General features: G+C 61.5%; 23 protein-coding genes. 5 read left to right on the top strand and 18 right to left on the bottom strand.

The genetic code is table 11. The annotated features are described in order from the left end of the window. Positions 1 to 163 precede the first annotated feature (163 nt). Positions 164 to 2,809 (bottom strand): phosphoenolpyruvate carboxylase, encoded by a 2,646-nt coding sequence (gene ppc / locus V6M90_RS15220; protein ID WP_332846737.1) that lies wholly within the window; start codon positions 2,807 to 2,809, stop codon positions 164 to 166. 183 nt (positions 2,810 to 2,992) lie between these two features. On the opposite strand from ppc, the gene V6M90_RS15215 reads away from it, so the two are divergent. From V6M90_RS15215 to V6M90_RS15205, 3 genes are all read left to right on the top strand, one after another. After that, positions 2,993 to 3,337, top strand: a complete 345-nt coding sequence (locus tag V6M90_RS15215; RefSeq protein WP_141064283.1) for a pilin assembly protein — start codon at positions 2,993 to 2,995, stop codon at positions 3,335 to 3,337. Positions 3,338 to 3,621: 284 nt separating this feature from the next. Further along, positions 3,622 to 4,047, top strand: coding sequence for a DUF4398 domain-containing protein (locus V6M90_RS15210; protein WP_042944289.1), 426 nt, complete (start codon positions 3,622 to 3,624; stop codon positions 4,045 to 4,047). Between the two features lie 55 nt (positions 4,048 to 4,102). After that, positions 4,103 to 4,888: an OmpA family protein gene (locus V6M90_RS15205; protein WP_003172220.1), complete on the top strand. Its 786-nt coding sequence runs from the start codon at positions 4,103 to 4,105 to the stop codon at positions 4,886 to 4,888. 74 nt (positions 4,889 to 4,962) lie between these two features. Here the strand turns inward: V6M90_RS15205 and V6M90_RS15200 are convergent, their stop codons facing one another. The 17 genes from V6M90_RS15200 to V6M90_RS15120 all read right to left on the bottom strand — a co-directional run bounded on the left by V6M90_RS15200 (position 4,963) and on the right by V6M90_RS15120 (position 22,763). After that, positions 4,963 to 5,328, bottom strand: a complete 366-nt coding sequence (locus V6M90_RS15200; protein ID WP_141064284.1) for a hypothetical protein — start codon at positions 5,326 to 5,328, stop codon at positions 4,963 to 4,965. 869 nt (positions 5,329 to 6,197) lie between these two features. Further along, positions 6,198 to 6,338, bottom strand: a complete 141-nt coding sequence (locus V6M90_RS15195) for a hypothetical protein (RefSeq protein WP_003172218.1) — start codon at positions 6,336 to 6,338, stop codon at positions 6,198 to 6,200. 132 nt (positions 6,339 to 6,470) lie between these two features. Beyond that, complete coding sequence (locus V6M90_RS15190) at positions 6,471 to 6,797, bottom strand: hypothetical protein (protein WP_003172217.1); 327 nt, start codon at positions 6,795 to 6,797, stop codon at positions 6,471 to 6,473. Next, entirely contained in the window at positions 6,794 to 7,699 is a 906-nt protein-coding gene (locus V6M90_RS15185) for an alpha/beta hydrolase (RefSeq protein ID WP_078823489.1), read from the bottom strand. The genes V6M90_RS15190 and V6M90_RS15185 overlap by 4 nt, the downstream gene beginning before the upstream one ends. Positions 7,700 to 7,809: 110 nt before the next feature. Then, positions 7,810 to 9,087: a flavohemoglobin expression-modulating QEGLA motif protein gene (locus V6M90_RS15180; RefSeq protein WP_003172215.1), complete on the bottom strand. Its 1,278-nt coding sequence runs from the start codon at positions 9,085 to 9,087 to the stop codon at positions 7,810 to 7,812. Positions 9,088 to 9,109: 22 nt separating this feature from the next. After that, positions 9,110 to 9,658, bottom strand: a complete 549-nt coding sequence (locus tag V6M90_RS15175) for a hypothetical protein (RefSeq protein ID WP_003172214.1) — start codon at positions 9,656 to 9,658, stop codon at positions 9,110 to 9,112. A 35-nt stretch (positions 9,659 to 9,693) separates the two neighbouring features. Continuing rightward, the gene (locus V6M90_RS15170) at positions 9,694 to 10,410 is read right to left on the bottom strand and encodes a TetR/AcrR family transcriptional regulator (protein ID WP_003172213.1); all 717 of its coding nucleotides are present in this window, start codon (positions 10,408 to 10,410) and stop codon (positions 9,694 to 9,696) included. Between the two features lie 106 nt (positions 10,411 to 10,516). Continuing rightward, positions 10,517 to 12,019 (bottom strand): lysine--tRNA ligase, encoded by a 1,503-nt coding sequence (gene lysS, locus V6M90_RS15165; RefSeq protein ID WP_003172211.1) that lies wholly within the window; start codon positions 12,017 to 12,019, stop codon positions 10,517 to 10,519. 70 nt (positions 12,020 to 12,089) lie between these two features. Next, positions 12,090 to 13,185, bottom strand: a protein-coding gene (prfB, locus tag V6M90_RS15160; RefSeq protein WP_100226016.1) for a peptide chain release factor 2 whose coding sequence is annotated in 2 segments (ribosomal slippage) — positions 12,090 to 13,112 and positions 13,114 to 13,185 — 1,095 coding nt in all. Because the reading frame shifts where the segments join, the coding sequence is not laid out codon by codon here. 274 nt (positions 13,186 to 13,459) lie between these two features. Further along, positions 13,460 to 14,461 carry a PleD family two-component system response regulator gene (locus tag V6M90_RS15155; RefSeq protein WP_332846736.1) on the bottom strand — a complete coding sequence of 334 codons (1,002 nt, stop codon included), beginning with the start codon at positions 14,459 to 14,461 and terminating at the stop codon, positions 13,460 to 13,462. Between the two features lie 52 nt (positions 14,462 to 14,513). Further along, positions 14,514 to 15,524: a chemotaxis response regulator protein-glutamate methylesterase gene (gene cheB / locus V6M90_RS15150; RefSeq protein WP_078823486.1), complete on the bottom strand. Its 1,011-nt coding sequence runs from the start codon at positions 15,522 to 15,524 to the stop codon at positions 14,514 to 14,516. Then, positions 15,521 to 17,803, bottom strand: coding sequence for a hybrid sensor histidine kinase/response regulator (locus V6M90_RS15145; protein ID WP_332846735.1), 2,283 nt, complete (start codon positions 17,801 to 17,803; stop codon positions 15,521 to 15,523). Before V6M90_RS15145 ends, cheB begins: the two co-directional genes overlap by 4 nt. After that, complete coding sequence (locus V6M90_RS15140; protein ID WP_003172205.1) at positions 17,800 to 18,501, bottom strand: chemotaxis protein CheW; 702 nt, start codon at positions 18,499 to 18,501, stop codon at positions 17,800 to 17,802. Before V6M90_RS15140 ends, V6M90_RS15145 begins: the two co-directional genes overlap by 4 nt. Continuing rightward, positions 18,498 to 19,751, bottom strand: coding sequence for a CheR family methyltransferase (locus V6M90_RS15135; RefSeq protein WP_332846734.1), 1,254 nt, complete (start codon positions 19,749 to 19,751; stop codon positions 18,498 to 18,500). Before V6M90_RS15135 ends, V6M90_RS15140 begins: the two co-directional genes overlap by 4 nt. After that, entirely contained in the window at positions 19,748 to 20,260 is a 513-nt protein-coding gene (locus V6M90_RS15130; protein WP_003172203.1) for a chemotaxis protein CheW, read from the bottom strand. Before V6M90_RS15130 ends, V6M90_RS15135 begins: the two co-directional genes overlap by 4 nt. After that, a complete protein-coding gene (locus V6M90_RS15125; protein ID WP_003172202.1) occupies positions 20,260 to 21,882 on the bottom strand; it encodes a methyl-accepting chemotaxis protein in 1,623 nt (540 codons plus the stop codon). The genes V6M90_RS15130 and V6M90_RS15125 overlap by 1 nt, the downstream gene beginning before the upstream one ends. A 173-nt stretch (positions 21,883 to 22,055) precedes the next feature. After that, positions 22,056 to 22,763: a tellurite resistance TerB family protein gene (locus tag V6M90_RS15120; RefSeq protein WP_141064288.1), complete on the bottom strand. Its 708-nt coding sequence runs from the start codon at positions 22,761 to 22,763 to the stop codon at positions 22,056 to 22,058. Positions 22,764 to 22,953: 190 nt separating this feature from the next. On the opposite strand from V6M90_RS15120, the gene V6M90_RS15115 reads away from it, so the two are divergent. Both V6M90_RS15115 and V6M90_RS15110 read left to right on the top strand, forming a co-directional pair. Further along, positions 22,954 to 23,865, top strand: a complete 912-nt coding sequence (locus V6M90_RS15115; RefSeq protein ID WP_003172200.1) for a LysR family transcriptional regulator — start codon at positions 22,954 to 22,956, stop codon at positions 23,863 to 23,865. Between the two features lie 133 nt (positions 23,866 to 23,998). Beyond that, positions 23,999 to 25,456 (top strand): gamma-aminobutyraldehyde dehydrogenase, encoded by a 1,458-nt coding sequence (locus V6M90_RS15110; protein WP_042944284.1) that lies wholly within the window; start codon positions 23,999 to 24,001, stop codon positions 25,454 to 25,456. The last annotated feature ends 60 nt before the right edge of the window (positions 25,457 to 25,516 follow it).

Here is a 25,516-nt window from a genome sequence, read left to right as displayed (position 1 = left end):
AGGCCTTAACCACACAAGCCGCCAAAAGTCGCAGGAACCCGTGCTGCGTATGCGCCATAGGTAGGGTGCGCCTGGGTGCAACCCAACCGTTCAAACAACGACCGCCCGTTTCGGGGCGGCCGTCGCGGTTTAGCCGCAAGCCGTTGAGAACACGCAAAAAACCTCAGCCGGTGTTGCGCAAACCGGCGGCAATACCGGCCACGCAGACCAGCAGCGCCTGTTCCAGAGGGCTGTCCTGTGCCGCTTCCTGTTGACGCGAACGTGCCAACAACTCGGCCTGCAACAAGTGCAACGGGTCGAGGTAGGTGTTGCGCAGGCGGATGAACTCCAGGGTGTCGGGACTATGGGCCAGCAGTTGCGACTGGCCGGTCAGGCCGAGCACCACGCCACAGGCCTGCGACAATAGGTCGCGCAAGTGCGCACCCAATGGCAACAGGTCGGACTGCACCAGGCGCTCATCGTATAAACGCGCGATATCGGCATCGGCCTTGGCCAACACCATTTCCAGCATATCGATGCGGGTACGGAAAAATGGCCACTGCTCGCGCATCTGCCCCAGCAATTGGCCTTCACCGCGCGCCAGGGCCTTGCTCAACGCGGCTTCCCAGCCGAGCCACGCCGGCAGCATCAGGCGCGTCTGGGTCCAGCCGAAGATCCACGGAATGGCCCGCAGGCTTTCTATACCGCCGGCACGACGCTTGGCCGGGCGGCTGCCCAATGGCAAACGGCCGAGTTCCCGCTCCGGTGTGGACTGGCGGAAATACTCGACGAATTGCGGATTTTCCCGCACGACGGCGCGGTAGGCACTGACACCATCCGCCGCCAATTCGTCCATCAAATGTCGCCACGCCGGCTCCGGTGGTGGCGGCGGCAATAATGTCGCCTCCAGCACCGCCGCCAGGTACAGATTGAGGTTCTGTTCGGCGATGTCCGGCAGGCCGAACTTGAAGCGGATCATCTCGCCTTGCTCAGTGGTGCGGAACCGCCCCGCCACCGAACCCGGCGGCTGCGACAGGATTGCCTCGTGAGCCGGGCCGCCGCCACGCCCGACGGTGCCGCCGCGACCATGGAACAACAGCAGTTCCACCTGTTGCTCGCGGCAGATATCCACCAGCCGCTCCTGCGCCCGATATTGCGCCCAGGCAGCGGCGGTGGTGCCGGCGTCCTTGGCCGAGTCGGAGTAGCCGATCATCACTTCCTGCGGGCCCTGCAACCGCGCGCGGTAACCTGGCAGCAACAACAGCTGCTCGATCACAGGGCCGGCGTTATCCAGGTCGGCCAGGGTTTCGAACAACGGCACGACGCGCATCGGCCGTTGCACGCCCGACTCTTTAAGCAGCAGTTGCACGGCCAGCACATCGGACGCGGCGCCGGCCATGGAGATGACGTACGAACCCAACGAAGCCGCCGGTGCGGCAGCGATTTCCTTGCAGGTATTCAACACTTCAGCGGTATCCGCCGAGGGCTTGAAATAACCCGGCAGCAGCGGTCGACGGTTGGCCAGCTCCTTCATCAGGAAGCTGATACGCGCATCTTCGTCCCAGTCCTCATAGCGACCCAGGCCCAGGTAATCGGTAATTTCGGTCATGGCCGCGCAATGGCGGCTGGCGTCCTGCCGAACATCCAGGCGCACCAGGAACAAGCCAAAGGTCACGGCCCGGCGCAGGCAGTCGAGCAACGGGCCATCGGCGATCACGCCCATGCCGCACTCATGCAGCGACTGGTAGCACAGCTCCAGCGGCTCCAACAGGTCGCGGTTGTTCTGCAGCACCTCGGCCGGTGCCGGCGTGTTGCTGCCCAACGCGGCATGGGCCCACTGGCGCGTGGCGCGCAGGCGTTCGCGAAGCTGCTTGAGCAGGCTGCGGTAGGGTTCGACGCTGTCACCGACCTTGGCCTGCAACGCCGGACTGGCCTTTTGCATCGACAGCTCGGAGGCCAGGTGGTCGATATCGCGCAAGTACAAATCGGCGGCCATCCAGCGCGCCAGCAGCAGCACTTCGCGGGTGACCGGCGCGGTGACATTCGGGTTGCCGTCGCGATCACCGCCCATCCAGGAAGCAAAACGAATCGGCGCCGCCTCAAGCGGCAGGCGCAGGCCGGTGGCGGCATGCAAGGCCTGGTCAGCCTTGCGCAGATAACTGGGGATGGCGTGCCACAGCGAATGCTCGATGACCGCAAAGCCCCACTTGGCTTCATCCACCGGGGTGGGCCGGGTACGGCGGATTTCTTCGGTGTGCCAGGCTTCGGCGATCAGTCGTTGCAGGCGCTGACGGATCTGTTCGCGTTCAGCCGCGGTGAGGTCGCGGTGGTCCTGCAGCGCCAGTTGCGCGGCAATCGCATCGTATTTCTGGATCAAGGTACGGCGCGCCACTTCGGTGGGGTGGGCGGTGAGCACCAGTTCGATCTCCAGGCGCCCCAACTGGCGGGCCAGGGATTCGTTGCTGTGGCCTTCGCTTTGCAGGCGGGTCAGCAACTCCGGCAATACGCGGGATTCGAACGGCGCCGGTTGCGACTCGTCGCGCCGATGAATCAACTGGTACTGCTCAGCGATATTGGCCAGGTTGAGGAACTGGTTGAAGGCCCTGGCCACGGGCAGCAGCTCGTCTTCCTGCAACTGGTTGAGGCTGGCGCTCAGTTCATCACCGGCGGCTTTCTCGGAAACGGCTCCGCGGCGATCCGCCTTGGCGCCTTTGCGGATCTGCTCGATCTTGTCGAGAAAGTCATCGCCGTACTGCTCTCGAATGGTAGTGCCCAGCAGTTCACCCAGCAGGTGAACATCCTCGCGCAAGCGTGCATCGATATCACTCATCAGCCAATCTCCAGCCAGAAATCCGGGACGCGCAGGTTTGCCAGAGTGCCGCCAGCTTGGTTTTATGACAAGACTTTAAACCTTGCGACTTGCAGCTAGTCTCAACTGTGAGCCGTCACGCTTGCCAGCGTGACGACCGGTCACTCATCACCGTCCGCCAGCGCGGGCTTTATTGAGGTTGCCATGAAAATCCGAGAACTGGCCCAGCATTGGGAAGAGAACGCCAAGGGTCGCCTGACAGAAACCAAATATGCGATCCACCTGGATGTTGAGGCCGCCGCGCGGCTGGCGGCCATCGCCGAAATGTACCCCAAGCGCCATCCCGAAGAGTTGCTCGGCGAGCTGATCGGCGCCGCCCTCGAAGAGCTGGAAGCCAGCTTTCCGTACATCAAGGGTCAGCAGGTCATCGCCACCGATGAAGAGGGTGACCCACTCTACGAAGACGTCGGCCCTACGCCCCGCTTCCTGACCTTATCGCGCCGCTATCTGCATGATTTATCAGCCGGTTCCGACGAACCCAAGCACTGACCGAGATTCACCAAACCCGTTAAACCCCTGGTATTCCGGGCCTCTACCGAGGCTCGGCGTACTCCTGCGCAGGGCAAAAGTTCCATTTTTTTACACTGACCGATCAGTCAGCTATTTTTTTAGGCAAATCGCCATCCTCGCTGAACTATTCAAAAAAGCCGCCGGTCACAGCCAGTAAGCCATCACTTGGAACGGCCGTTTGAAAGGGTACTTCGAGCATTACCGCCAGGCCCGAAGCCGTTCGCCAAACGAGATGGATTTTGAAGTTTTTCAGGAGTTATCCAATGGAGTTGAAGACGATGAAGACCAGCACTGCCAAATCCTCGTTTAACCACCTGCGCGGGCTTAAATTGGCCGCGCTGGCAATCGGCACCAGCTTCGTTCTGGCGGGCTGCGCCGGCAACCCTCCGACCGAGCAGTACGCAGTAACGCAGTCTGCGGTGAACAGCGCAGTCAGCGCCGGCGGCACCGAGTATGCGGCCGTAGAAATGAAGTCGGCCCAGGACAAGCTCAAGCAAGCTGAAATCGCTATGCACGACAAGAACTATGAAGAAGCCCGCCGCCTGGCCGAACAAGCCGAGTGGGACGCTCGCGTTGCAGAGCGTAAGGCCCAGGCCGCCAAGGCTGATCAGGCGGTGAAGGATTCCCAGAAGGCTGTCGACGAGTTGCGCAAGGAAGGCATGCGCCCGGCTGCTATCCAGCAGAAATAAGCCGCTTGCCGTAACCGCACCGCACCCGATATCGAATTGAAAGGACGACACGATTATGCGTAAACAATTGATGATCCCTGCCCTGCTGGCAATGAGCGTTGCTCTGGCCGCGTGCTCCACCCCGCCGAACGCGAACCTGGAAAATGCACGGACCAATTTCTCGGCCCTGCAGGCCAACCCGAACGCCACCAAGGTAGCGGCCCTTGAAACCAAGGACGCACAAGACTGGCTGGACAAGGCTGACAAGGCCTACCGCGACAAGGAAGACCAGAAGAAGGTCGACCAACTGGCCTACCTGACCAACCAGCGTGTTGAAGTGGCCAAAGACACCATCGCGTTGCGCGAGTCCGAAGCCAAGTTGAAGAACGCCGGCGACGAACGTGCCCGCGCCCTGCTGGACGCCCGTGATGCGCAAATCAAGCAATTGCAGGACAGCCTGAACGCCAAGCAAACCGATCGCGGTACGCTGGTGACCTTTGGCGACGTGCTGTTTGCCACCAACAAGTCCGACCTGAAATCCACTGGTCTGGTGAACATCACCAAACTGGCGCAGTTCCTGCGCGACAACCCGGACCGTAAAGTGATTGTCGAAGGCTACACCGACAGCACCGGTTCCGATTCGTACAACCAGAGCCTGTCCGAGCGTCGTGCGGCCTCCGTACAACGTGCACTGGCCCAGCAAGGCGTGGATATCTCGCGCATCGTGACCCAGGGTTACGGCAAGGAATACCCGGTTGCCGATAACGGCAGCGTGTCGGGCCGCGCCATGAACCGCCGTGTTGAAGTGACTATTTCCAACGACAACCAACCGGTCAAGCCACGGTCTTCCGTCGCTAACTGAATCAGCGGTTTGTGTGGTTAAAAAAAGCTCCGTCTTTATAGACGGGGCTTTTTTATTAAAATCCAATACGAGTATCAGAAACGAATATAAGCGCTGATGCTGTTACCGTTGTGGCCCGAGTTGACATACGTGCTGAAACCGCCACTGTTGCCATTATTCCCGTAATTGCCGTAATTCCCCAAGCCTCCCGCACCGCCAGTGCCCCACCCGACCATTGCCTTCACGTCATTACCGTTCTGCCCGCTATTTTCGTAGCGGCTATAACTGCCGACATTTCCATTGTTGCCGTAATTCCCATGGTTGCCCTGATGCACGTTGCCACGCTCAATTGGCGGTGAATATGCCCGTTGAGTCCCCTCTGTCGACCGCTGATGGTCAGCCGCTGAACCAGGCTGGAAAAAAGCGTAGTGATCGTATCGCGGCACTAATAACTGAGTCATCTTGACATCTTCCTTACTCCAGAGAACTTGATGAGTTTAACCGTACACGATAGACGAAGCCGTTATCTGCAACTCGCGTTCCTATCGCATGTAATAAGTGTAGGAACAGGCGTCATACGTTCCCCTGCGGCGCTTATTAAAAAGTAAGATAAAACTTCAACGGTCGGATGGCGCATCCCCACCTCCAGTGATCCGCTTAAACGCGGCCCTGGCGATGGTTGTCAGTCAAGCCAGCGCTCAACAGGCGCTGGTGGTGGCCGTTATCGCCGAGGTTGGCATAGTGATTATGTTGCCCACTGTTACCGTTATTTCCATAATTGCCGAAGTTACCATTATTCATACTGTGGTGGCCGCTATTGACATGCACCCCCACTTGAGACGCCTTCACATCCCCTACGCTCACATAATTAATATTAAATACATAGTTGATGTGATTGACTCTCTGGGGCCTGGTTGAGGCCAAAGGACTCTGGCCAGGCGGCGGTCCCATGTAGCGCAGGGTCATGTGCCTTGAGGGCTGAGCATTGGCACCCCCTTGGCGCCACACCGCAGGGGAGTCACTGTAACTGCGTGAATGACCGCTTCCCGAATATGGCCACCCCATGCAGTTTCCCGTGACAGTGTTCCACACAGTGGATGCAGCCCTCAGCGTGTTCATGAAAGCGCCGCCAATCAACGAATCTAATCTCATCACTCAACTCCAGACGTAAATTCCCACGAACTCAGCTTGATCTCCTGATCAATACTGCTGTGGTCGCCGACAACAATCAGTTCCTCGCCTGTCTCGCCTGGTAATACAAATAGAGCAACCAGCAATGATTATCCAGGGAATATAAAAAAACCCACCGGAGACAGTGGGTTTGTTTTATTCAGTATTGGATCGGTCGCTGACTGTCGTCGTTGCCCACAAAGTCGGGCTTGGCACGCCGCGTCAACGCTTCCAGCTCATTGTCCAACCTGTCGTCGTCGCATTCACGACACTCATCCAGGACCTGCTGCGCACGCGCCATGTCCAGCATCCTGCCTATCGCACTTATATTCACCGTGATTCCCCTTCGTAAGTTATCCATCAGCCACGCTGACACGCCATTGAGTGACGTCTTACGCAATACGGTTCCAAATATTTCAGGTGCGGTCAGGCGTCACTGCTGCAACTGCGGAGTTTCCTGCCCCATGCAGCGCACGGCCTGCTTCTTGTTGTTCACCAGCACACCGCTCAGGCCTTTTTGCTCGGTATCGAACATCACCAGCACGCCATCGACGCATTGCGCCACTTGGGCGGCCGGCGTCAGGGAGATTTTGTAGTCCTCGCCGGGCACGGTCTTGAGCATGGTGAAGTCACTGAGCAACAACGCATCTTCCGGTTTGGCGAAGTGCAGGTAGCCGTAGTACCACAAGCAACCGACGGTGCCGATGATGGTGCCGATGCCGGTGAGGATCAGCGGGATCATGTTGCGTTCTTCGCTCATTGCGGGCTCTCTGATGAATCAAGGTTAGGAATGGGGTAGTTCGCAATTTCGCCCAGGCGGCGCAAGCCGTTGAAGTGTTGCGGGTCATCCAGATAGCGCAGCATCACGGTTTGCCAGGTCTTGTCGGCAAAGGTCTGCACGTGGCCACCCCGGGTCAGCTGCAACACTCTGGGCGGTGGCGCGGCCTGGTACAGGCGAATGCCATTGGCCAGGGGCACGATGGGGTCATCCAGGCTGTGGAACAACAGTTTCGGCACGCCGGTCAGCCGGGGCATGACCTTGATTGCGCTGTCGGTGTCCGGTACCAGCCAGGACAATGGCACCTGAAACGGCCATGTTAACCAGGAAGTGCTCAACGCGAATTGTCCTACGTCACGATAACTGGCGGGCACGCCATCCAGCACCAGGGCCTTGAGCCTTGCCTGGCGTTCGGGATGCGCTGCCAGGTAATGCACCGCCAACGCTCCACCCAGGCTCTGACCGAGGACGACCAACGGTTGGCCCTGGGTTTCGGGGGCCCTGTCGATCCAACCGAAGGCGGCGTCAATGTCCTGGTAAATCGCCGGCAATGACGGCTTGCCCTCGGACAGGCCATAACCGCGATAGTCCAGCAACAACACTTGATAGCCCTGCTCAGGCAACCACCAACTGCCACCCAGGTGCCAGGCCAGGTTGCCGCCATTGCCATGCAGGTGCAGCACCGTGCCCTTGAGCGGCACGCCCGGTTTGGCCGGCAGCCACCAGGCGTGCAACTTCACGCCGTCTGCGGTGGTGAGGGTGACGTCGCGGTAAGCCAGGTGGGCTTTTTCCGGTGTGAACGGCAGGCCGGGCTCGGGGTAGAACAGCAAGGAGCTGCAGCCGTTCAAGGTTAGAAGCAGGCAAAGAATGCCGAGGATTCTCATCCGTTGAAGCCTCGTGATTGAGATGAAATGTGCCGACTTGTGAAGATCCAATGTGGGAGGGACGGTGCGACGATTCGACTTGCCCCCTCCCACATTTTGATCCGGTTTCGTCAGAGGATGTTGGAGTAATCCGCCTCGATCCGGTCCAGGCTCAGGTGGTTGAGGAAGTTGGAGAAACACATCCAGGCCGCCAGCGCGTTCATATCGCGAAATTGCTCGGGCAGGTACTTGGGCGGCACCACCAGGCCTTCGTCGACCAGTTGGCGCAGGGTGCGCATGTCTTCCAGGGTGGTCTTGCCGCAGAACAGCAGCGGCACTTGCTCCAGCTTGCCTTTGCGCACGGCCAGCTGGATGTAGTTGTAGACCATGATAAAGCCCTTGAGGTAGGACAAGTCTTTGGTAAACGGCAGGCCATTGGGCACCGAACCCCGGAACACGCGACTGGCGTTGCCGTAGCTTTCGGCCATTTCAAAACCTTGTTCGCGGAAGAACTCGAACACCTGCAGGAAGTCGGCGCCCTCTTCCACCATATGAATGGCGCGGGTGCGGTTGGTCAGTTTGCGCAGGCGACTCGGGTAGGAGGCGAAGGTGATGATTTCCATCAGGATCGCCAGGCCTTCCTGGGTGACGGTGGACGACGGCGGCCCTTTGGACAGGAACGTGCAGATCGGCTGGTTCTGGCCGTTGAGCGTGGTGCCCACATGCACCAGGCCTTCGTGCACTTCGAGGGCACGCACATCGCGGTCGTTGAACATCGCATCGGCGCGGATCTTGATGTAGTCGGCACCCGCCGCGGCGTCGGCGACGATACCGTCGGACTCGAATACGCGGATGGTTTCTTCAGCCTCGCCAAACACTTTGTTCAGGCGGGTTTGCAGCAGCGCGACGGCGTCCTTGGCGGTGAGGGTCTTGGCTTCATCCTTGAGGTCGCCACGGCCGTCGATATTGTTCAGGTAATCGGAGAGCATCAGGCCAAGGTCGGCCAGGGTCGGATCGCCGGCGTGGAACGCGTCGGAGGCGGCGCCGTACAGCTCCTGGGAAATCAGGCCGAAGTCCTCGGTGCCGCGCGCTTCGAGCATGCGCACCACCATGCGGTACTCCTTGCACATGCGGCGCATGATCTGCCCCACCGGGCTGAACTGGCCGAGGCGCCGCGTGATGTCACGCTCGATGTTCTGAAACTCCAGCTTCACTGCGCTGGAGTCGAACGACAGCGGCCGGTTGAGATAGTAATCGCGGTCCACCGCGGGCATGACCTTGCCCTTGGCCTTGAGGAAGCCCTGACGAATGTTGTCGTCCCACTTCACGGCGTCGAGGACGCGAATCGGTGTCTGCGCCAGCACAATGCGATCAGACAAAGTGCGTATCGTCTGCTGGTAATCGTCCACCTGATGCTTCCTTCTTTAAACGTTATTGGCCCACGCGCCGGTAGCGCACGGCTTCAACGAACACATCGGCATTGGCCGGGTTATCCAGGTAGGCAAACACCTGGTCCATGGGGCTGTCCACCCGCACGCCGGCGCCTTCTACGGTGTCTATGGCGCTGCCATGCAATACCTGTTGACCGATGGCCTGCTGGATCTGTTCCAGATCCAGGTTGTAGACCACCAGTTCGTGCTTTTCGTCGAGTTCGAAGCCCGCCAGGATGAAATGCCCGCCGAACCTTTCCGGTAACGGCGCCGACAGGTACCAGCGATCGCCATGGCGCGACACGTTGAACAGGTACTCATCACGCTGGCCGGGCTTGGCCGTAGGGTAGCTCACGGCCTTGTAACGTCCGTCGCCCGCTCGGGAAATCTGCAGGTTGAGGGGCTCGCCCCAGGCATTCTTGCTGGCCCACTTGCCCAGTAGCTCGTTAGGCGCAGCCTCGTGGGCCGGCAGCGGGTCCTTGAACGTCACCAGGCATCCGCTGAGCAGCAGCAACGACACGACGATTGCGACGACACGCCAGGCTTTCATGTAATAACCCCACAGAAAGCAGATTGAGCACAGGGCTAGACCGAGGCCAACACCAAATGCATGTAGCGCTTGAGAATCTCAAGCATCTCTTCACCGGTCAGAGGCTCTGCGCCGCCCAGCAGGCCCTGATATTCCATCCGACTGATAATCGCCGTCAACACTTTGGCATCCTGTTGCGGCTCGCGGGAGCCCAATACCTGGAAAAACTGCCCGGTGCCCTGCAACAGGATCTGCTGGTGGGAGCGCACCAGCTCGGCCAGGCGCGGGTTCAGCAGCGCTTCCTGGCGGAAGGCCAGTTCGGCCATCAGGTAGTCGCGACGGTTGGTCAGTTGGCGCAGCACGTAGTCGGCGGTCAGCCGTGCGATGTCATCGGCCAGTTGCGAGCGCGACGCCGGGCTGCCATCGCCATAGGCGACCATCTCGCGCAACAAGCCTTCGTTGCGTACCCACAGCTTGCCCATGAAGGCAGCGCTGCGTTCCACGTACTGGGCAAAGGTGTCGGTGAGCAGGTCGTCGATATCCTTGAAGTAATAGGTGGTGGCCGACAACGGCACCCCCGCCTCCGCTGCCACCGCCCGATGGCGCACGGCACGCACACCATCGCGCACCACGATGCGCATGGCCGCATCGAGAATATCCTGTCGGCGTTGTTCGCTGCCCCGACGGCTGGCCTTGCGGCCCTGGTACTGGACGCTTTCAGCCACGGCAGCAGCGATGCCGGCGGCGCCTTCTTGTGCGGTTACGCGGTTCACCAAACACATCCTTGAAGAGTAAAAAACCTGGCGTCGTTTGCTTGACGCTTATAAACGCCACATAAAAAAGCCGCCTTATAAAAGGCGGCTTCGGAGTTCGCTACGGTTACGCTTGTGGCCGCATGTGCGGGAACAAGATCACATCGCGGATCGACGGCGAGTTGGTCAACAGCATCACCAGGCGGTCGATGCCGATACCTTCACCGGCGGTTGGCGGCATGCCGTATTCCAGGGCCCGAACGAAGTCGGCGTCGTAGTGCATGGCTTCGTCGTCGCCGGCGTCCTTGTCGGCCACCTGGGCCATGAAGCGCTCGGCCTGATCTTCGGCGTCGTTAAGCTCGGAATACGCGTTGGCGATTTCACGGCCGCCGATGAACAGCTCGAAACGGTCGGTGACGTTTGGATTCTCGTCGTTACGACGGGCCAGCGGCGACACTTCGAACGGGTACTGGGTAATGAAGTGCGGCTGTTCCAGCTTGTGCTCCACCAGCTCTTCGAAAATCATCACCTGCAGCTTGCCCAGGCCTTCGAAGCCCAGCACCTTGGCGCCGGCTTTCTTGGCGATGGCGCGGGCCTTGTCGATGTCGTTCAGGTCATCGGCCGTCAGCTCAGGGTTGTACTTGAGGATCGAGTCGAACACCGACAGGCGCACGAACGGCTCGCCGAAGTGGAACACCTTGTCGCCGTACGGCACGTCGGTAGTCCCGAGAACAAGCTGCGCCAGTTCGCGGAACAGTTCCTCGGTGAGGTCCATGTTGTCTTCGTAGTCGGCGTAGGCCTGGTAGAACTCCAACATGGTGAATTCAGGGTTGTGACGGGTCGAGACGCCTTCGTTGCGGAAGTTGCGGTTGATCTCGAACACTTTCTCGAAGCCGCCAACCACCAGGCGCTTGAGGTACAGCTCCGGCGCGATACGCAGGAACATTTCCATGTCCAGCGCGTTGTGGTGGGTTTCGAACGGCTTGGCTGCGGCACCACCGGGGATGGTCTGCAGCATCGGGGTTTCCACTTCCAGGAAGTCGCGCTGCATCAGGAAGCTGCGGATGTGAGCGATGACTTGCGAACGCACGCGGAAGGTCTGGCGCACGTCTTCGTTGACGATCAGGTCAACATAGCGCTGGCGGTAGCGCTGCTCGGTGTCGGTCAGGCCGTGGTGCTTGTCCGGCAGCGGGCGCAGCGACTTGGTCAGCAGGCGCACGCTGGTCATCTCGACATACAGGTCGCCCTTGCCCGAACGGGCCAGGGTGCCTTCGGCGGCGATGATGTCGCCCATGTCCCAGGTTTTCACCGAGGCCAGGGTTTCTTCGGACAGGGTTTTACGGTTGACGTAGACCTGGATACGCCCGGTCATGTCCTGGATCACCATGAACGAGCCACGGTTGAGCATGATGCGACCTGCCACCTTGACCGGGATCGCAGCCTCTGCCAGCTCTTCCTTGGTCTTGTCCGCATATTGCTTCTGCAGGGCATCGCAGTAGTTGTCGCGGCGGAAGTCGTTGGGGAAGGCGTTACCCTTGGCGCGCTCGGCAGCAAGCTTTTCCTTGCGCAGGGCGATCAGGGAGTTTTCTTCCTGTTGCAGGGCTTGCGTATCGAGTTGTTGGTCGCTCATGTCTTTTGAAATTCCATCACAGGTTCGTTGCCCCCACTGGTGCGGGGGACTTAGGGTCTTGGCTGACGGTTTACAGCCCTGATTTCAAGCTGGCTTCCAGGTATTCGTCGATATCGCCGTCGAGCACCTTGTCGCAGTCACTGCGTTCGATGTTAGTGCGCAGATCCTTGATCCGCGACGCGTCGAGCACATAAGAACGGATCTGGTGACCCCAGCCGATATCCGACTTGGTGTCTTCCAGTGCCTGGGAAGCCGCATTGCGCTTCTGCATTTCCTGCTCGTACAACTTGGCCCGCAGCATTTTCATGGCGGTGTCCTTGTTCGCGTGCTGGGAACGTTCGTTCTGGCAACTGACCACGGTGTTGGTCGGTACGTGGGTGATACGTACGGCCGAGTCGGTGGTGTTAACGTGCTGACCACCGGCACCGGAGGAACGGTAGGTATCGATGCGCAGGTCGGCGGGGTTGATCTCGATTTCGACTTTGTCGTCGATCTCTGGCGAAACGAACACGGCCGAGAACGAGGTGTGGCGACGGTTGCCGGAGTCGAACGGGCTCTTGCGCACCAGGCGGTGCACGCCGATCTCGGTACGCAGCCAGCCAAAGGCGTATTCACCTTTGATGTGCACGGTCGCGCCCTTGATGCCGGCGACTTCACCGGCCGACAGTTCCATGATGGTCGCGTCGAAACCGCGTTTGTCGGCCCAGCGCAGGTACATGCGCAGCAGGATGTTGGCCCAGTCCTGGGCTTCGGTGCCGCCGGAACCGGCCTGGATGTCCAGGTAGGCGTTGTTCGGGTCCATCTCGTGGCTGAACATGCGGCGGAATTCGAGCTTGGCGAGGTTCTCTTCGAGACGGGCCAGCTCGGCGACGACATCGCCCACTGCGCCTTCGTCGTCTTCTTCGACGGCCATGTCCAGCAGGTCACGGCAATCGGCCAGACCGGTGTTCAGTTCGTCGAGGGTGTCGACGATCTGCGCCAGCGCAGCGCGCTCGCGGCCCAGTTCCTGGGCATATTCAGGTTTGTTCCAGACACTCGGATCTTCAAGCTCGCGATTGACTTCGGTCAGACGCTCATGCTTTTGATCGTAGTCAAAGATACCCCCGAATAGTTTCGGAGCGCTCGGACAGGTCCTTGATGGTGTTAAGGATCGGGTTGATTTCCATGGCGGGCAGCACTCGTTGGCGAACTTTTGAAAGCCGGCGAGTATAACGGCAAACGACCCGAAACGGCAGCCCGCTTGGCGAAAAGGCAGGGTTTGTCCACGACCATCAGCGCAGTGGAGATCAAATGTGGGAGGGGGCTTGTTGTGGTGAGTGGGGCTTGTCCCCCGGCGGGTTCACCTTCAATCCAAGGGGGCTGCTGCGCAGCCCGGCGCAGGACAAGCCTGCTCACCACAGCAAGCCCCCTCCCACAGGTTGAATTGGCGGCGGCCGCGGGTTATTCGATCACCACCTGGTTGCGCCCATTGTGCTTGGCCGTATACAACCCCTTGTCCGCCGCCACGATCAATTTGCGGCAATCGCTGCCCTGCACCGGGGTCATGGTCGACAGGCCGATGCTGATGGTCAGGCTGGCCCCCTCGGTCGGAGCGGTATGCGGGATCTTCAGCGCGGCCACGGCCATGCGCAACTTCTCGGCCACCAGCCGCGCGCCGCCTGGCGAGGTGTTGGGCAGCACCAGCGCAAACTCTTCACCGCCGTAGCGCGCCGGCAAGTCCGACGGACGGCTGCTGGCTTCACGGATGGTGTCGGCGACTTTGCGCAACGCTTCGTCGCCTTCGACATGGCCGAAGCTGTCGTTGTAGGTCTTGAAGAAGTCCACATCGATCATCAGCAGCGACAGCTGGGTCTGATCGCGCAGGGCGCGGCGCCATTCCAGCTCCAGGTATTCGTCGAAGTGGCGGCGGTTCGACAGCCCGGTGAGGCCATCGGAGTTCATCAACCGTTGCAGCACCAGATTGGTGTCCAGCAGTTGTTGCTGGCTGACCCGCAACGCACGGTAGGCGGCATCGCGCTGCAGCAGGGTCATGTAGGAGCGCGAGTGGTAGCGGATGCGCGCCACCAGCTCGATGTTGTCCGGCAGTTTGACCAGGTAATCATTGGCCCCGGCCGAAAACGCCGCGCTCTTGATCAGCGGGTCTTCCTTGGTCGAAAGCACAATGATCGGGATACTCGCCGTGGCCGGGTGGTTGCGGTATTCGCGCACCAGGGTCAGACCGTCCAGGCCGGGCATCACCAGGTCTTGCAGGATCACGGTGGGCTTGATGCGAATCGCCTGGGCAATCGCCTGGTGCGGGTCGGCGCAGAAGTGGAAGTCGATATTGTCTTCATGGGCCAGGCCACGTCGTACGGCTTCGCCGATCATCGCCTGGTCGTCGACCAGCAACACCATGGCGGCATTTTCGTCGGTCTTGATGTCGTCGATCTGTAAATCATTCATGTGCAGTCACCTGAATTACCACCTGCACGCCAGCACCCGCGGAAGGTCATGTTCATTGTGCAAAGACCTCCAGCAATCGGGGCGCAATTCTGTCAAGTGGGCGAATTTCAACAGCGGCATCGATTGCCGCCGCCGCTTTGGGCATTCCGTACACCGCCGAGCTTTGCTGATCCTGGGCGATGGTCAAATAACCTTGTTCACGCAGTAACTTGAGGCCCTGGGCCCCGTCGCGGCCCATACCGGTCAGCAGTACGCCGACGGCATCGCCATTCCAGTGGCTGGCCACGCTTTCAAAAAACACGTCGATCGACGGCCGGTAAATCTCGTTCACCGGCTCTGCCGTATAGGCCAACGTGCCATTTTTCAATAAACGAATGTGATGGTTGGTACCGGCCAGCAGCACCACGCCGCGTTGCGGCGGCTCGCCTTCGCGGGCCAGGCGCACCGGCAGGCCGGAGGCGCTGCTCAGCCACTCGGCCATGCCGGCGGCGAATACCTGGTCGACATGCTGCACCAGCACAATGGCGGCGGGGAAATCCCGGGGCAGGCCCTTGAGCAGGATTTCCAGCGCCGCCGGGCCGCCGGCCGAGGAGCCGATGGCCACCAGGCTCTGGCGCTGGCCGCTGATGCGCGGTGCGGCGGCTTCGGCGCGTACCCGGCTGCCGCGCTGGCCAATCAACCAACCGATATTGAGGATCTTGCGCAGCAACGGCGCCGCGGCATCCCTGGGGTTGCCGACGCCAAGCGCCGGGGTGTCCACTACATCCAGGGCACCATGGCCCATGGCTTCGAACACCCGGCCCATGTTGGCCTGACGGTCGACGGTCACCAGCAGGATCGCGCACGGCGTCTCGGCCATGATCTGCCGCGTGGCCTCCACGCCGTCCATCACCGGCATGATCAGGTCCATCAGGATCAGGTCCGGCGTCAGCTCGGCGCAGCGCTGCACCGCCTCCAGGCCATTGCCGGCCACCCAGACCACCTGGTGCGCGGGCTCGAAACCCAGGGCGCGGCGCAATGCCTCAACCGCCAGGGGCATGTCATTGACGATGGCTATCCTCATGCCCGCGCGCTCCCGATCAGCTCCACCACGGCGTCCAGCAAGGCATCGTCGTGGAAACTGGCTTTGGCCAGATAGTAATCGGCACCGGCATCGAGCCCACGGCGGCGGTCTTCTTCACGGTCTTTATACGACACCACCATCACCGGCAGCGATTGCAGGCGAGTATCACGGCGCAAGAGTGTGACCAATTCGATACCGTCCATGCGAGGCATATCAATGTCTGTGATCAGCAGGTCGAAGTCTTCGGAGCGCAAGGCGTTCCAGCCGTCCATGCCATCCACCGCCACGGCCACTTCGTAACCGCGATTAAGCAGCAATTTACGTTGCAATTCACGTACCGTGAGCGAGTCATCCACCACCAGCACGCGCTTGCGCGGTGCCTCGGCGGCCTGCTGGCTGCGCCGGGCAATGCGTTCCAGACGCCCGGTGTCGAGCAGTTTATCCACCGAACGCAGCATGTCTTCCACATCGACGATCAACACCACCGAACCGTCGTCCAGCAAGGCGCCCGCGGAAATATCCTGGACCTTGCCCAGGCGGTCATCCAGCGGCAGCACCACCAGCGTACGCTCGCCGATGAAGCGCTCCACGGCAATCCCATACACCGCATCGCGCTCGCGGATCACCACCACTTTCAAGGTATCCGCAGGGCTCTGCCCCGCCGGACGCTGCAACAACTGGCTGGCGGCGACCAGGCCGACATGCCGGCCCTCGTGCCAGAAATGCTGGCGGCCTTCCAGTTGCACGATGTCGTCCGGGGCCAGGTCACACATGCGTTCGATGTGCGCCAGCGGAAACGCGTAGGCTTCTTCGCCGACCTCCACCACCAGGCTGCGCACCACCGACAAGGTCAGCGGCACCTCCAGATGGAAACGACTGCCCTGCCCCGCTCTTTGCTCCAGCACGACCGCGCCGCGCAGCTGGCGCACCATATGCTGGACCGCATCCAGGCCGACGCCGCGCCCGGAGACCTCGGTGACTTTGTCGCGCAGGCTGAAACCGGGCAGGAACAGGAACGTCAGCAGTTCCTCTTCGCTCAGGCTCGACGCCGTTTCCACGGTAGAGAGATGCCGGTCGACAACCGCGCCGCGCAAGCGTTCCAGGTCGACGCCGTTACCGTCGTCGCTCAACTCCAGCACCAGCAAACCGGCCTGGTGCGACGCGCGCAGGCGGATCAGCCCTTCAGCGGGTTTGCCCGCCAGCAGGCGTTGTTCAGGCATTTCGATGCCGTGGTCGACGGCATTGCGCAATAAATGGGTAAGCGGCGCTTCGAGCTTTTCCAGCACGTCGCGGTCGACCTGGGTCTTTTCGCCTTCGATCTCCAGGCGCACCTGCTTACCCAGGCTGCGGCCCAGGTCGCGCACCATGCGCACCTGCCCGGCCAGCACATCGGCGAACGGCCGCATGCGACAGGCCAGCGCGGTGTCGTAAAGCACCTGGGCGCGCTGCCCGGCCTGCCAGCCGAACTCATCCAGCTCGACGGTTTTTTCCGCCAGCAGCGCCTGGGCCTCGCTCAGCAGACGGCGCGTTTCGGCCAGGGCTTCCTGGGCTTCGAGGTTCAAATCCAGGGTCCTGAGATGGCCATCGAGGGTATCCAGGGCGCGCACGCCCTGGCTTTGCACACGTTTAAGACGCTGCATACTGGCCAGGTAGGGTTTGAGCCGCTGGGTTTCCACCAGGGATTTGCTCGACAGGTCCAGCAGGCTGTTCAAGCGCTCGGCGGTGACGCGCAATACGCGCTCGCCGCCTTCGGTCAAGCGTTTGTTCGTACGTGGCAGGTCGCCGGCAAGCAGTGGCGCGGGCTCGGATTCCGGTGGCGGTTCTTCGATGAGCGGTGCGGGCGCAGGCGGCGCCGATACGGGCGGCGGTGCGATCCTGGCCGTCAGCTGCGCCGGATCGAGCAGACGCTCCATCAATGCCACATAAGCCTGGATATCCGCCGGCCCCACATCATTGCCCGGCGTGGCGATGCGCATCAGCAGGTCAGTGCCTTGAAGCAAGGCATCGATGTGTTCGGGTTGCAGGTACAGGCGGCGCTCCTGAGCGCTGACCAGACAGTCCTCCATGACATGAGCGACGCTCACGCCCGCATCCACCCCCACGATGCGCGCTGCGCCCTTGAGCGAATGCGCTGCACGCATGCAGGCCTCAAGCTGATCGGCCTGGGTCGGGTTGCGCTCCAGCGCCAACAGCCCTGCGCTGAGTACCTGGGTCTGCGCATCGGCTTCCAGGCTGAACAACTCCAGCAACGAGGCATCGCGCATCTGGTCGGGGGTCATGTGAGGCTCCGGGTCACGGCAGACAACAATTGCGCCTCGTCCAGCCAACGCAGGCTGCGGCCTTTCCAGTGCAACACCCCTTGGGTATAGCGCGCGCTGGCCTGGGTGCCGGACGCAGACGCCGCCGTCAAGGTGCGCTCATCGATGGCGTGGATGCCATCCACTTCGTCCACCGGCACCACCACCGGGCCGTCCTGCGCGGCGATGATCAGCATGCGCGGCATGATGCGCCCACCGCTGGCGCCGTTGCCGGTACTGTCCAGACCCAGCAGCTCCGCCAGCGACAGGCACGCCACCAGTGCACCACGCACATTCGCGACACCGAGCAGGGCACGAGAACGTTGGTGCGGCAGCGAATGGATCGGTTGCAACGGTGCCACTTCCACCAGGCAACGGGTGGCAATGCCCAGCCATTCTTCGCCGAGACGGAATATCAGCAGTGAACGGGTGACGATGTCTTCGTCGACCTTGGCCGCCGCCACCGCTCGACGGTCGTCCTGCTGCAGCGCGTAGCGGTCGAGCAGGCGCGTGGCGGCGGCGGAATACACCGAACAATTACGGCAGTGGATATGCTCCAGCAACAGCGGGCACGACCTGTCACCGTGGATACCGATACGGTTCCAGCAGTCATCGATGGCTTGCGTATCGGCCAGGGTCAGGTCGAGGCCGGCGGTGTCGAGCGCCCCGGTGTCATTCATCGTTTGGACTCACTGTCAGCTCGTTCGCTACGTGCGGCCCGCGCCTGCAAACGACGCGCCCCCGCACTGTCACCCTGGGATTGGAGCAACGCGGCCAAGTGCATCAGGGCCTGCGGATGCTGCGGTTCGAGGTACAAGGCTTTTCGATAATAACCCTGAGCGTCCAGAGCACTGCCGGCCACATCGCTGAGCAGTCCCAGCCAGTAAAACACCTGCGCGGCCGGAGGATGGCTGTTCAGGTACTGCTCGCAGGCGGTACGGGCCTCGGCGCTTTTGCCTTCATTGGCCAGGGTGGCGATACGGCTGAGCAACGCGCTTGCATCGGACGGCGCCGACGTGGTCGGCACGCCTTGGGGGCTGACCGTACTGAAGGGGCGTGGCTTGGCGGGAATCGGCGGCGCGCGGCGCGGCGTGATCGGCAGGGGCGCGAATACCGGCTCAGGTTTCGGCGGTTCGGCATGCCGACTGAAGGCAAATGACTGCGGCACCCCAATCGAACGCATGCCATGGCGGCCCAGCAGGCTGCCCTCGGCAGGGCCGATAAACAGTACCCCGTCCACGTGGGTCAGCCCCTTGAGCACATCGAACACTTGCTGTTGGGTCGGCTGGTCGAAGTAGATCAACAAGTTGCGGCAGAACACGAAGTCGTAGCTCGACTCGTTCGCCAGCAGCGCCGGATCGAGCAGGTTGCCGACCTGCAGGCGCACCTGTTCGCGCACGCGTTCGGCGAGGTGAAAACCGTCGCCGTACTCGACAAAGTGGCGCTCGCGAAACGCCAGGTCGCCACCGCGAAAGGAGTTCTTGCCATACACACCACGTCGGGCGCGCTCCACCGACAGCGGGCTGACGTCCATGCCCTGCACCTTGAACTGGTGCGGCTCCAAACCGGCATCGAGCAACGCCATGGCGATCGAATAGGGTTCCTCGCCGGTGGAGCACGGCAGGCTGAGGATGCGCAGCGCGCGCATCTGCTTGATCTCGGCCAGCCGCGCCACCGCCAACCGGGCCAGGGTGGCAAAGGATTCGGGATACCGGAAAAACCAGGTCTCGGGGACGATCACCGCTTCGATCAGCGCTTGTTGCTCATCATGGGAGCGCTGCAGGTGCTGCCAGTATTCATCCGCCGTCTGCGCCAGCACTGCCTGGCTGCGCTGGCGCACCGCGCGCTCGATGATGGCCTCGCCGACCGACGCAACGTCCAGGCCGATGCGTTCCTTCAAGAAGGCGAAAAAGCGCGGGTCGTCTCTCATAGGCTCAACTCGGCAGAAAACAGCAGGGCACGCACGTCATCGGTGAGCAGGTCATTCACGCCGATCCACTGCATCAGGCCCAGCGCGTCTTCGCGCACTGGCCCCAGGTACGGCGCCTGGCGATTGTCCAGGCCGTAGGGCTGAAACTGCCCCGGCTCGCAACGCAGGGTGTCGGTGGCCTGTTCCAGGATCAGCCCCAGCGAGCGCGGCGCGACCCAGGGTTGTGGCTGGTAGTTGACCAGCACCAGCCGCGTGCTGGTGCGGGCCTGTGCCGGGGTGCCGAAGGTCAAGGCGCTGAGGTCGATCACCGGCACCAACGCACCGCGATGGGCGAAGATGCCCGCGACCCACAGCGGCGCATGAGCAATCGGCTTGAGCGGCAAGCGCGGCAGCACCTCGGCCACTTCGGTGGCCTTGAGGGCATAACGTTCGCTGCCGATATGAAACACCAGGAACAATGCCTTTTTCACTGCCGGGACGGCGCCGCGTTTAGCCGCGAAGTCGCTCATCAGACTTTGAAACGCGACACGCCGCTGCGCAGGCCCACCGCGACCTGGCTCAGCTCATCAATCGCAAAGCTGGCCTGGCGCAGGGACTCCACGGTCTGGCTGCTGGCATCGCCCAGTTGCACGAGGGCATGGTTGATCTGCTCGGCGCCGGTGGCCTGGGCCTGCATGCCTTCGTTGACCATCAATACCCGCGGCGCCAGTGCCTGCACCTGATGGATGATCTGCGACAGTTGCTCGCCGACCTGCTGCACCTCGAACATGCCGCGGCGCACTTCCTCGGAGAACTTGTCCATGCCCATCACGCCGGCGGACACCGCCGACTGGATCTCGCGGACCATCTGTTCGATGTCGTAGGTGGCCACGGCGGTCTGGTCGGCCAGGCGGCGCACCTCGGTGGCGACCACGGAGAACCCGCGTCCATATTCACCGGCCTTCTCGGCCTCGATCGCGGCATTGAGCGACAGCAGGTTGGTCTGGTCGGCGACCTTGACGATGGTGACCACCACCTGGTTGATATTGCCGGCCTTCTCATTGAGGATCGCCAGCTTGGCGTTGACCAGGTCGGCGGCACCCATCACCGAGTGCATGGTTTCTTCCATGCGCGCCAGGCCCTGTTGGCCGGAACCGGCCGCCACCGACGCCTGGTCGGCGGCGGTGGACACTTCGGTCATGGTGCGCACCAGGTCCCTGGACGTGGCAGCGATTTCACGCGATGTGGCACCGATTTCGGTGGTTGTCGCAGCGGTTTCCGTGGCCGTGGCCTGTTGCTGCTTGGACGTGGCGGCAATCTCGGTCACCGAGGTGGTGACCTGCACTGACGAACGCTGGGCCTGGGACACCAGGGCTGTGAGTTCGGTCATCATGTCGTTGAAGCCGGTTTCCACCGCGCCGAATTCGTCCTTGCGCGCAAGGTTCAGGCGTTTGCTCAGGTCACCGGTGCGCATGGTGTCGAGGATCTCGACGATACGCTGCATCGGCGCCATGATCGCGCGCATCAGCAGAAGGCCACACAGACCGGCAGCCAGAATGGCCACGGCCAGGGACACGAACAGGCTGATTTTGGCCGAGGCGACGGCCTCGTCGATGGCGGCCGTGGCGTTATCGGAGACACCTTTGTTTTCGGTGATTATGTCATTGAGCTTCATCCGGCCTTCGGTCCAGATCGGCGTCAACTCTTCTTCCAGCAATTGGCGCGCGGCCGGCAGGTCATTGGCCTCGATGCGCTCGATCACCTGCTTGAGCACTCTGTTGTAATTGAGGTGAGCGGCCTTGAAGTTATCGAACTCCATTCGATCGGCCTGGCTATGGACCGTACGTTCATAGTTGGCTATCTGCTGTTCAATGCGCGACTCGAAGGCGCTGTAGTCGGACCTGTCGCTGCCGGTGAAGGTTTTATCCTCACGCAAGCCAATGATATCAATGGTTTGAAGGTAGCTGTCGACCCAGGCGCTGCGGATCATCGAGCTGAGATAAACCCCCGGTACCGCGTCGTCACGCACCGCTTCCTGGCCGGATTCGATCTTCTGCAACCGCGAATAGGAGACCACAACCATTAACAGCATGATGGCGATAATGACCGCAAAACTTGCCAGGATGCGTTGGCGCAAGGTCCAGTTCTTCACAGTTATTCCTCGGAGGGCCATTCAAATGGGGAGGAGTATAGCCGAGCACAAGGTCGTATTAACGGGTTTTGATGGAGCACCGGCTGAGTGCAGAAAACATCCGTGGGAGGGGGAGCAAGTCGAATCGTCGCACCGCCCCTCCCACATTGGGGATTTGCGTACAACCGCACCTGCTATTGGTTAAGCCGTACCTGCTTTTCCAACTCCAGCTTCAAGCCGGGCTCGAGCTTCAGTTGGCGGGCCAATTCGTCCAGATAGGCCTTTTCCATGAAGTTCTCTTCGTCCACCAACATCACGCTGGCGATATACATCTCGGCGGCCATTTCCGGGGTGCCGGCCGCCCGCGCCACGTCGGCCGGGTCCAGGGGTTTGTTCAGTTCGGCGTGCAGCCAGCTTTGCAGTTCGTTGTCGTTGTCCAGCTTGGTGAACTCGCCTTCGATCAGCTCGCGCTCACGCTCATCCACATGGCCGTCGGCCTTGGCTGCCGCGACCAGCGCCTTGAGGATGCCCTGGCTGTGTTGCTCGACCTGGGCCGGCGGCAGGCGGTCGATGGTCTGCGGCTCGCCCTGAGGTGCATTGGCCTGGTTGGCCTGCCAGTTGCCGTAGGCTTTGTAGGCGATGACGCCCAATGCGGCCAAACCGCCGTAGGTCAGGGCCTTGCCGCCGAATTTGCGCGCCTTTTTGTTGCCCAGCAACAGGCCCATGGCGCCGGCCGCCAGCGCGCCGCCGCCTGCACCGCCGAGCAGGCTGCCCAGTCCGCCGCCGCCGAGCAGGCCGCCCAGGGCACCTTTATCATCCTGTTTGCGCTGGCCGCCGGCCTTGTTTTGCAACATGTCCTGGCCGGACTTGAGCAATTGATCGAGCAATCCACGGGTGTTCATAAACGCCTCCAGACACGTGTGTTCATAGGACCAATAGGCCCCCAGCGTAAAACTAAGTGCCAAAAAGCCTCGATCTAGAGTGCTTCCAGATGTAACGCAACGCTTGCAGCTTGAAGCTTGCAACGGCCCTTCGCTTAAATCGATATACACTCGAACACATCGATAAAAATACCTCACTGGTAATTCCAGCATGATGACCTTGCGTCAAATCCGGCACTTTATCGCTGTGGCCGAGACCGGCTCGATCTCGGCCGCCGCGCAAACGGCGTTCATTTCCCAGTCGACCCTGACCCTGGCGATCCAGCAACTGGAGCAGGAAATCGGCGTCAACCTGTTCAACCGCCACGCCAAGGGCATGACCCTGACCCACCAGGGCCACCAGTTCCTGCGCCAGGCGCACCTGATCCTCGCCACGGTCGACAACGCCAAGCGCAGCCTGCAACAGAGCACCGACCAAGTCGCCGGGCAGTTGATCATCGGCGTGACCAGCCTGGTGGCCGGCTATTACCTGGCCGACCTGCTCACCCGCTTCCAGCGCGCCTACCCCAATGTGGAAATCCGCGTGATGGAGGATGAGCGTCCATATATCGAGCATTTGCTGGTCAGCGGCGAGATCGACGTGGGCGTGCTGATCCTTTCCAACCTGGAAGACCGCCACGCCTTGCAGACCGAAGTCCTCACCCACTCGCCCCACCGCCTGTGGCTGCCGGCGCAACACCCATTGCTGGAGCACGACAGCATCAACCTCGCCGATGTGGCGCGTGAGCCGTTGATCCAGTTGAACGTCGACGAAATGGGCCACAACGCCCAGCGCCTGTGGACCAGCGCCGGGCTGCAACCACGCGTCACGTTGCGTACGGCATCGACGGAAGCCGTACGGAGCCTGGTCGCCGCAGGCCTGGGCGTGTCGATCCAGCCGGACATGACCTACCGGCCCTGGTCGCTGGAGGGCGACATCATCGAGGCACGCACGATTGCCGACCTCAGCCAGACCCTCGATGTAGGCCTGGCCTGGCGCCGGGGCACTGCTCGGCCTGCACTGGTGGACCCGTTCCTCACCGTGGCCCGCGAACAGCCGCACCCACGCAAGCCATCTATTTAATCGAATGCTGCATTCAGTATTTAGTATTTGTTGACCTCGCGCCCGACCTCTAGTCTCTGCTCATCCCCTAAGAGAAGGTCAGGCGCCTTGTAAGAGAATGCCCATGACCGCACAAGAAAAGAGATCGCGAAAAATGTCCGGCGCGCCCACCCCGCTGCTCACTGCGTTGCTGATCGACGGCGAACTGGTCCAGGGTCAGGGGTTTGTCGAGCCGATCCTCAACCCCGCCACGGGCGAGGTACTCACCCAGATCGCCGAAGCCAGCAGCGAGCAGGTCGAAGCCGCGATCCTCGCCGCCCACCGTGCGTTTGCCGGTTGGTCGCGAACCACACCGCAACAACGTTCAATCCTGTTGCTGGGCATCGCCGATGCTATCGAAAAACAGGCCGACTACCTGGCCCGCCTGGAATCGCTGAACTGCGGCAAGCCGTTGCACCTGGCGCGCCAGGATGACTTGAACGCCACCGTCGATGTGTTCCGCTTCTTCGCCGGTGCCGTGCGCTGCCAGACCGGCCAGCTCAGCGGCGAATACCTGCCGGGCTACACCAGCATGGTGCGTCGCGACCCGATTGGCGTGGTAGCGTCCATCGCCCCGTGGAATTACCCGCTGATGATGGCCGCCTGGAAGATCGCCCCGGCGCTGGCGGCCGGCAATACGTTGGTGTTTAAACCATCGGAACACACACCGCTGTCGATTCTCGCCTTGGCGCCCGTGCTGAAGGATTTGTTACCGCGTGGAGTAATCAACATCCTGTGCGGCGGTGGCGACGGGGTCGGCAGCCATCTGGTCAGCCACCCGAAAGTGCGCATGGTCTCGCTGACCGGCGATATCGTCACCGGACAGAAAATCCTCCAGGCCGCCGCCAAGACCCTCAAACGCACGCACCTGGAACTGGGCGGCAAAGCGCCGGTGATCGTGTGCAACGACGCCGACCTGCAGGCGGTGGTCGAGGGCGTGCGTGCCTACGGTTACTACAACGCCGGCCAGGATTGCACCGCCGCGTGCCGTATCTACGCCCAGGCCGGTATCCACGACAGATTGGTCGCCGAGCTGGGCGCGGCGGTCGGCAGCCTGCGTTTTGCCGGCAAGCGTGATGCCGATAACGAACTCGGCCCGCTGATCAGTACGCGCCAGCGCGACCGCGTGGCCAGCTTTGTCGAACGCGCCCTCGGCCAGCCGCATATCGAACGAATCACCGGAGCCGCCGTGCATTCCGGCGCCGGTTTCTATTACCAGCCGACGCTGCTGGCCGGCTGTAAACAGAACGATGAAATCGTGCAGCGCGAGGTGTTCGGCCCGGTGGTGACGGTGACGCGCTTCGACGAGCTGGAACAGGCGGTGGACTGGGCCAACGACTCCGAATACGGCCTGGCCTCGTCGGTGTGGACGCAGAACCTGGACAAGGCCATGCAGGTGGCGGCGCGCCTGCAATACGGCTGCACCTGGATCAACAGTCATTTCATGCTGGTCAGCGAGATGCCCCACGGCGGCTTGAAGCGCTCGGGGTATGGGAAAGATCTTTCGAGCGATTCGCTACAGGACTACAGCGTGGTACGCCACATCATGGCCCGCCACGGCCAGCATCTTTAAAACAACAACTAAGCTCATGCGTCACGGCTTCACCCACTGCCCCGACCATAATTAAAGAAG

This window comes from Pseudomonas lactucae, assembly GCF_036688725.1.
GTDB lineage: Bacteria > Pseudomonadota > Gammaproteobacteria > Pseudomonadales > Pseudomonadaceae > Aquipseudomonas > Aquipseudomonas lactucae.
Note: the sequence above shows the minus strand (reverse complement) of the source record. Positions and strands in the feature narration are given on the sequence as shown.

Coding starts and splice junctions, on each gene's coding strand:
- ppc (WP_332846737.1), bottom strand. CDS start 2,809: ATGAGTGATATCGATGCACGCTTGCGCGAGGATGTTCACCTGCTGGGT.
- V6M90_RS15215 (WP_141064283.1), top strand. CDS start 2,993: ATGAAAATCCGAGAACTGGCCCAGCATTGGGAAGAGAACGCCAAGGGT.
- V6M90_RS15210 (WP_042944289.1), top strand. CDS start 3,622: ATGGAGTTGAAGACGATGAAGACCAGCACTGCCAAATCCTCGTTTAAC.
- V6M90_RS15205 (WP_003172220.1), top strand. CDS start 4,103: ATGCGTAAACAATTGATGATCCCTGCCCTGCTGGCAATGAGCGTTGCT.
- V6M90_RS15200 (WP_141064284.1), bottom strand. CDS start 5,328: ATGACTCAGTTATTAGTGCCGCGATACGATCACTACGCTTTTTTCCAG.
- V6M90_RS15195 (WP_003172218.1), bottom strand. CDS start 6,338: ATGGCGCGTGCGCAGCAGGTCCTGGATGAGTGTCGTGAATGCGACGAC.
- V6M90_RS15190 (WP_003172217.1), bottom strand. CDS start 6,797: ATGAGCGAAGAACGCAACATGATCCCGCTGATCCTCACCGGCATCGGC.
- V6M90_RS15185 (WP_078823489.1), bottom strand. CDS start 7,699: ATGAGAATCCTCGGCATTCTTTGCCTGCTTCTAACCTTGAACGGCTGC.
- V6M90_RS15175 (WP_003172214.1), bottom strand. CDS start 9,658: ATGAAAGCCTGGCGTGTCGTCGCAATCGTCGTGTCGTTGCTGCTGCTC.
- lysS (WP_003172211.1), bottom strand. CDS start 12,019: ATGAGCGACCAACAACTCGATACGCAAGCCCTGCAACAGGAAGAAAAC.
- V6M90_RS15155 (WP_332846736.1), bottom strand. CDS start 14,461: ATGAATGATTTACAGATCGACGACATCAAGACCGACGAAAATGCCGCC.
- cheB (WP_078823486.1), bottom strand. CDS start 15,524: ATGAGGATAGCCATCGTCAATGACATGCCCCTGGCGGTTGAGGCATTG.
- V6M90_RS15145 (WP_332846735.1), bottom strand. CDS start 17,803: ATGACCCCCGACCAGATGCGCGATGCCTCGTTGCTGGAGTTGTTCAGC.
- V6M90_RS15140 (WP_003172205.1), bottom strand. CDS start 18,501: ATGAATGACACCGGGGCGCTCGACACCGCCGGCCTCGACCTGACCCTG.
- V6M90_RS15135 (WP_332846734.1), bottom strand. CDS start 19,751: ATGAGAGACGACCCGCGCTTTTTCGCCTTCTTGAAGGAACGCATCGGC.
- V6M90_RS15130 (WP_003172203.1), bottom strand. CDS start 20,260: ATGAGCGACTTCGCGGCTAAACGCGGCGCCGTCCCGGCAGTGAAAAAG.
- V6M90_RS15120 (WP_141064288.1), bottom strand. CDS start 22,763: ATGAACACCCGTGGATTGCTCGATCAATTGCTCAAGTCCGGCCAGGAC.
- V6M90_RS15115 (WP_003172200.1), top strand. CDS start 22,954: ATGATGACCTTGCGTCAAATCCGGCACTTTATCGCTGTGGCCGAGACC.
- V6M90_RS15110 (WP_042944284.1), top strand. CDS start 23,999: ATGTCCGGCGCGCCCACCCCGCTGCTCACTGCGTTGCTGATCGACGGC.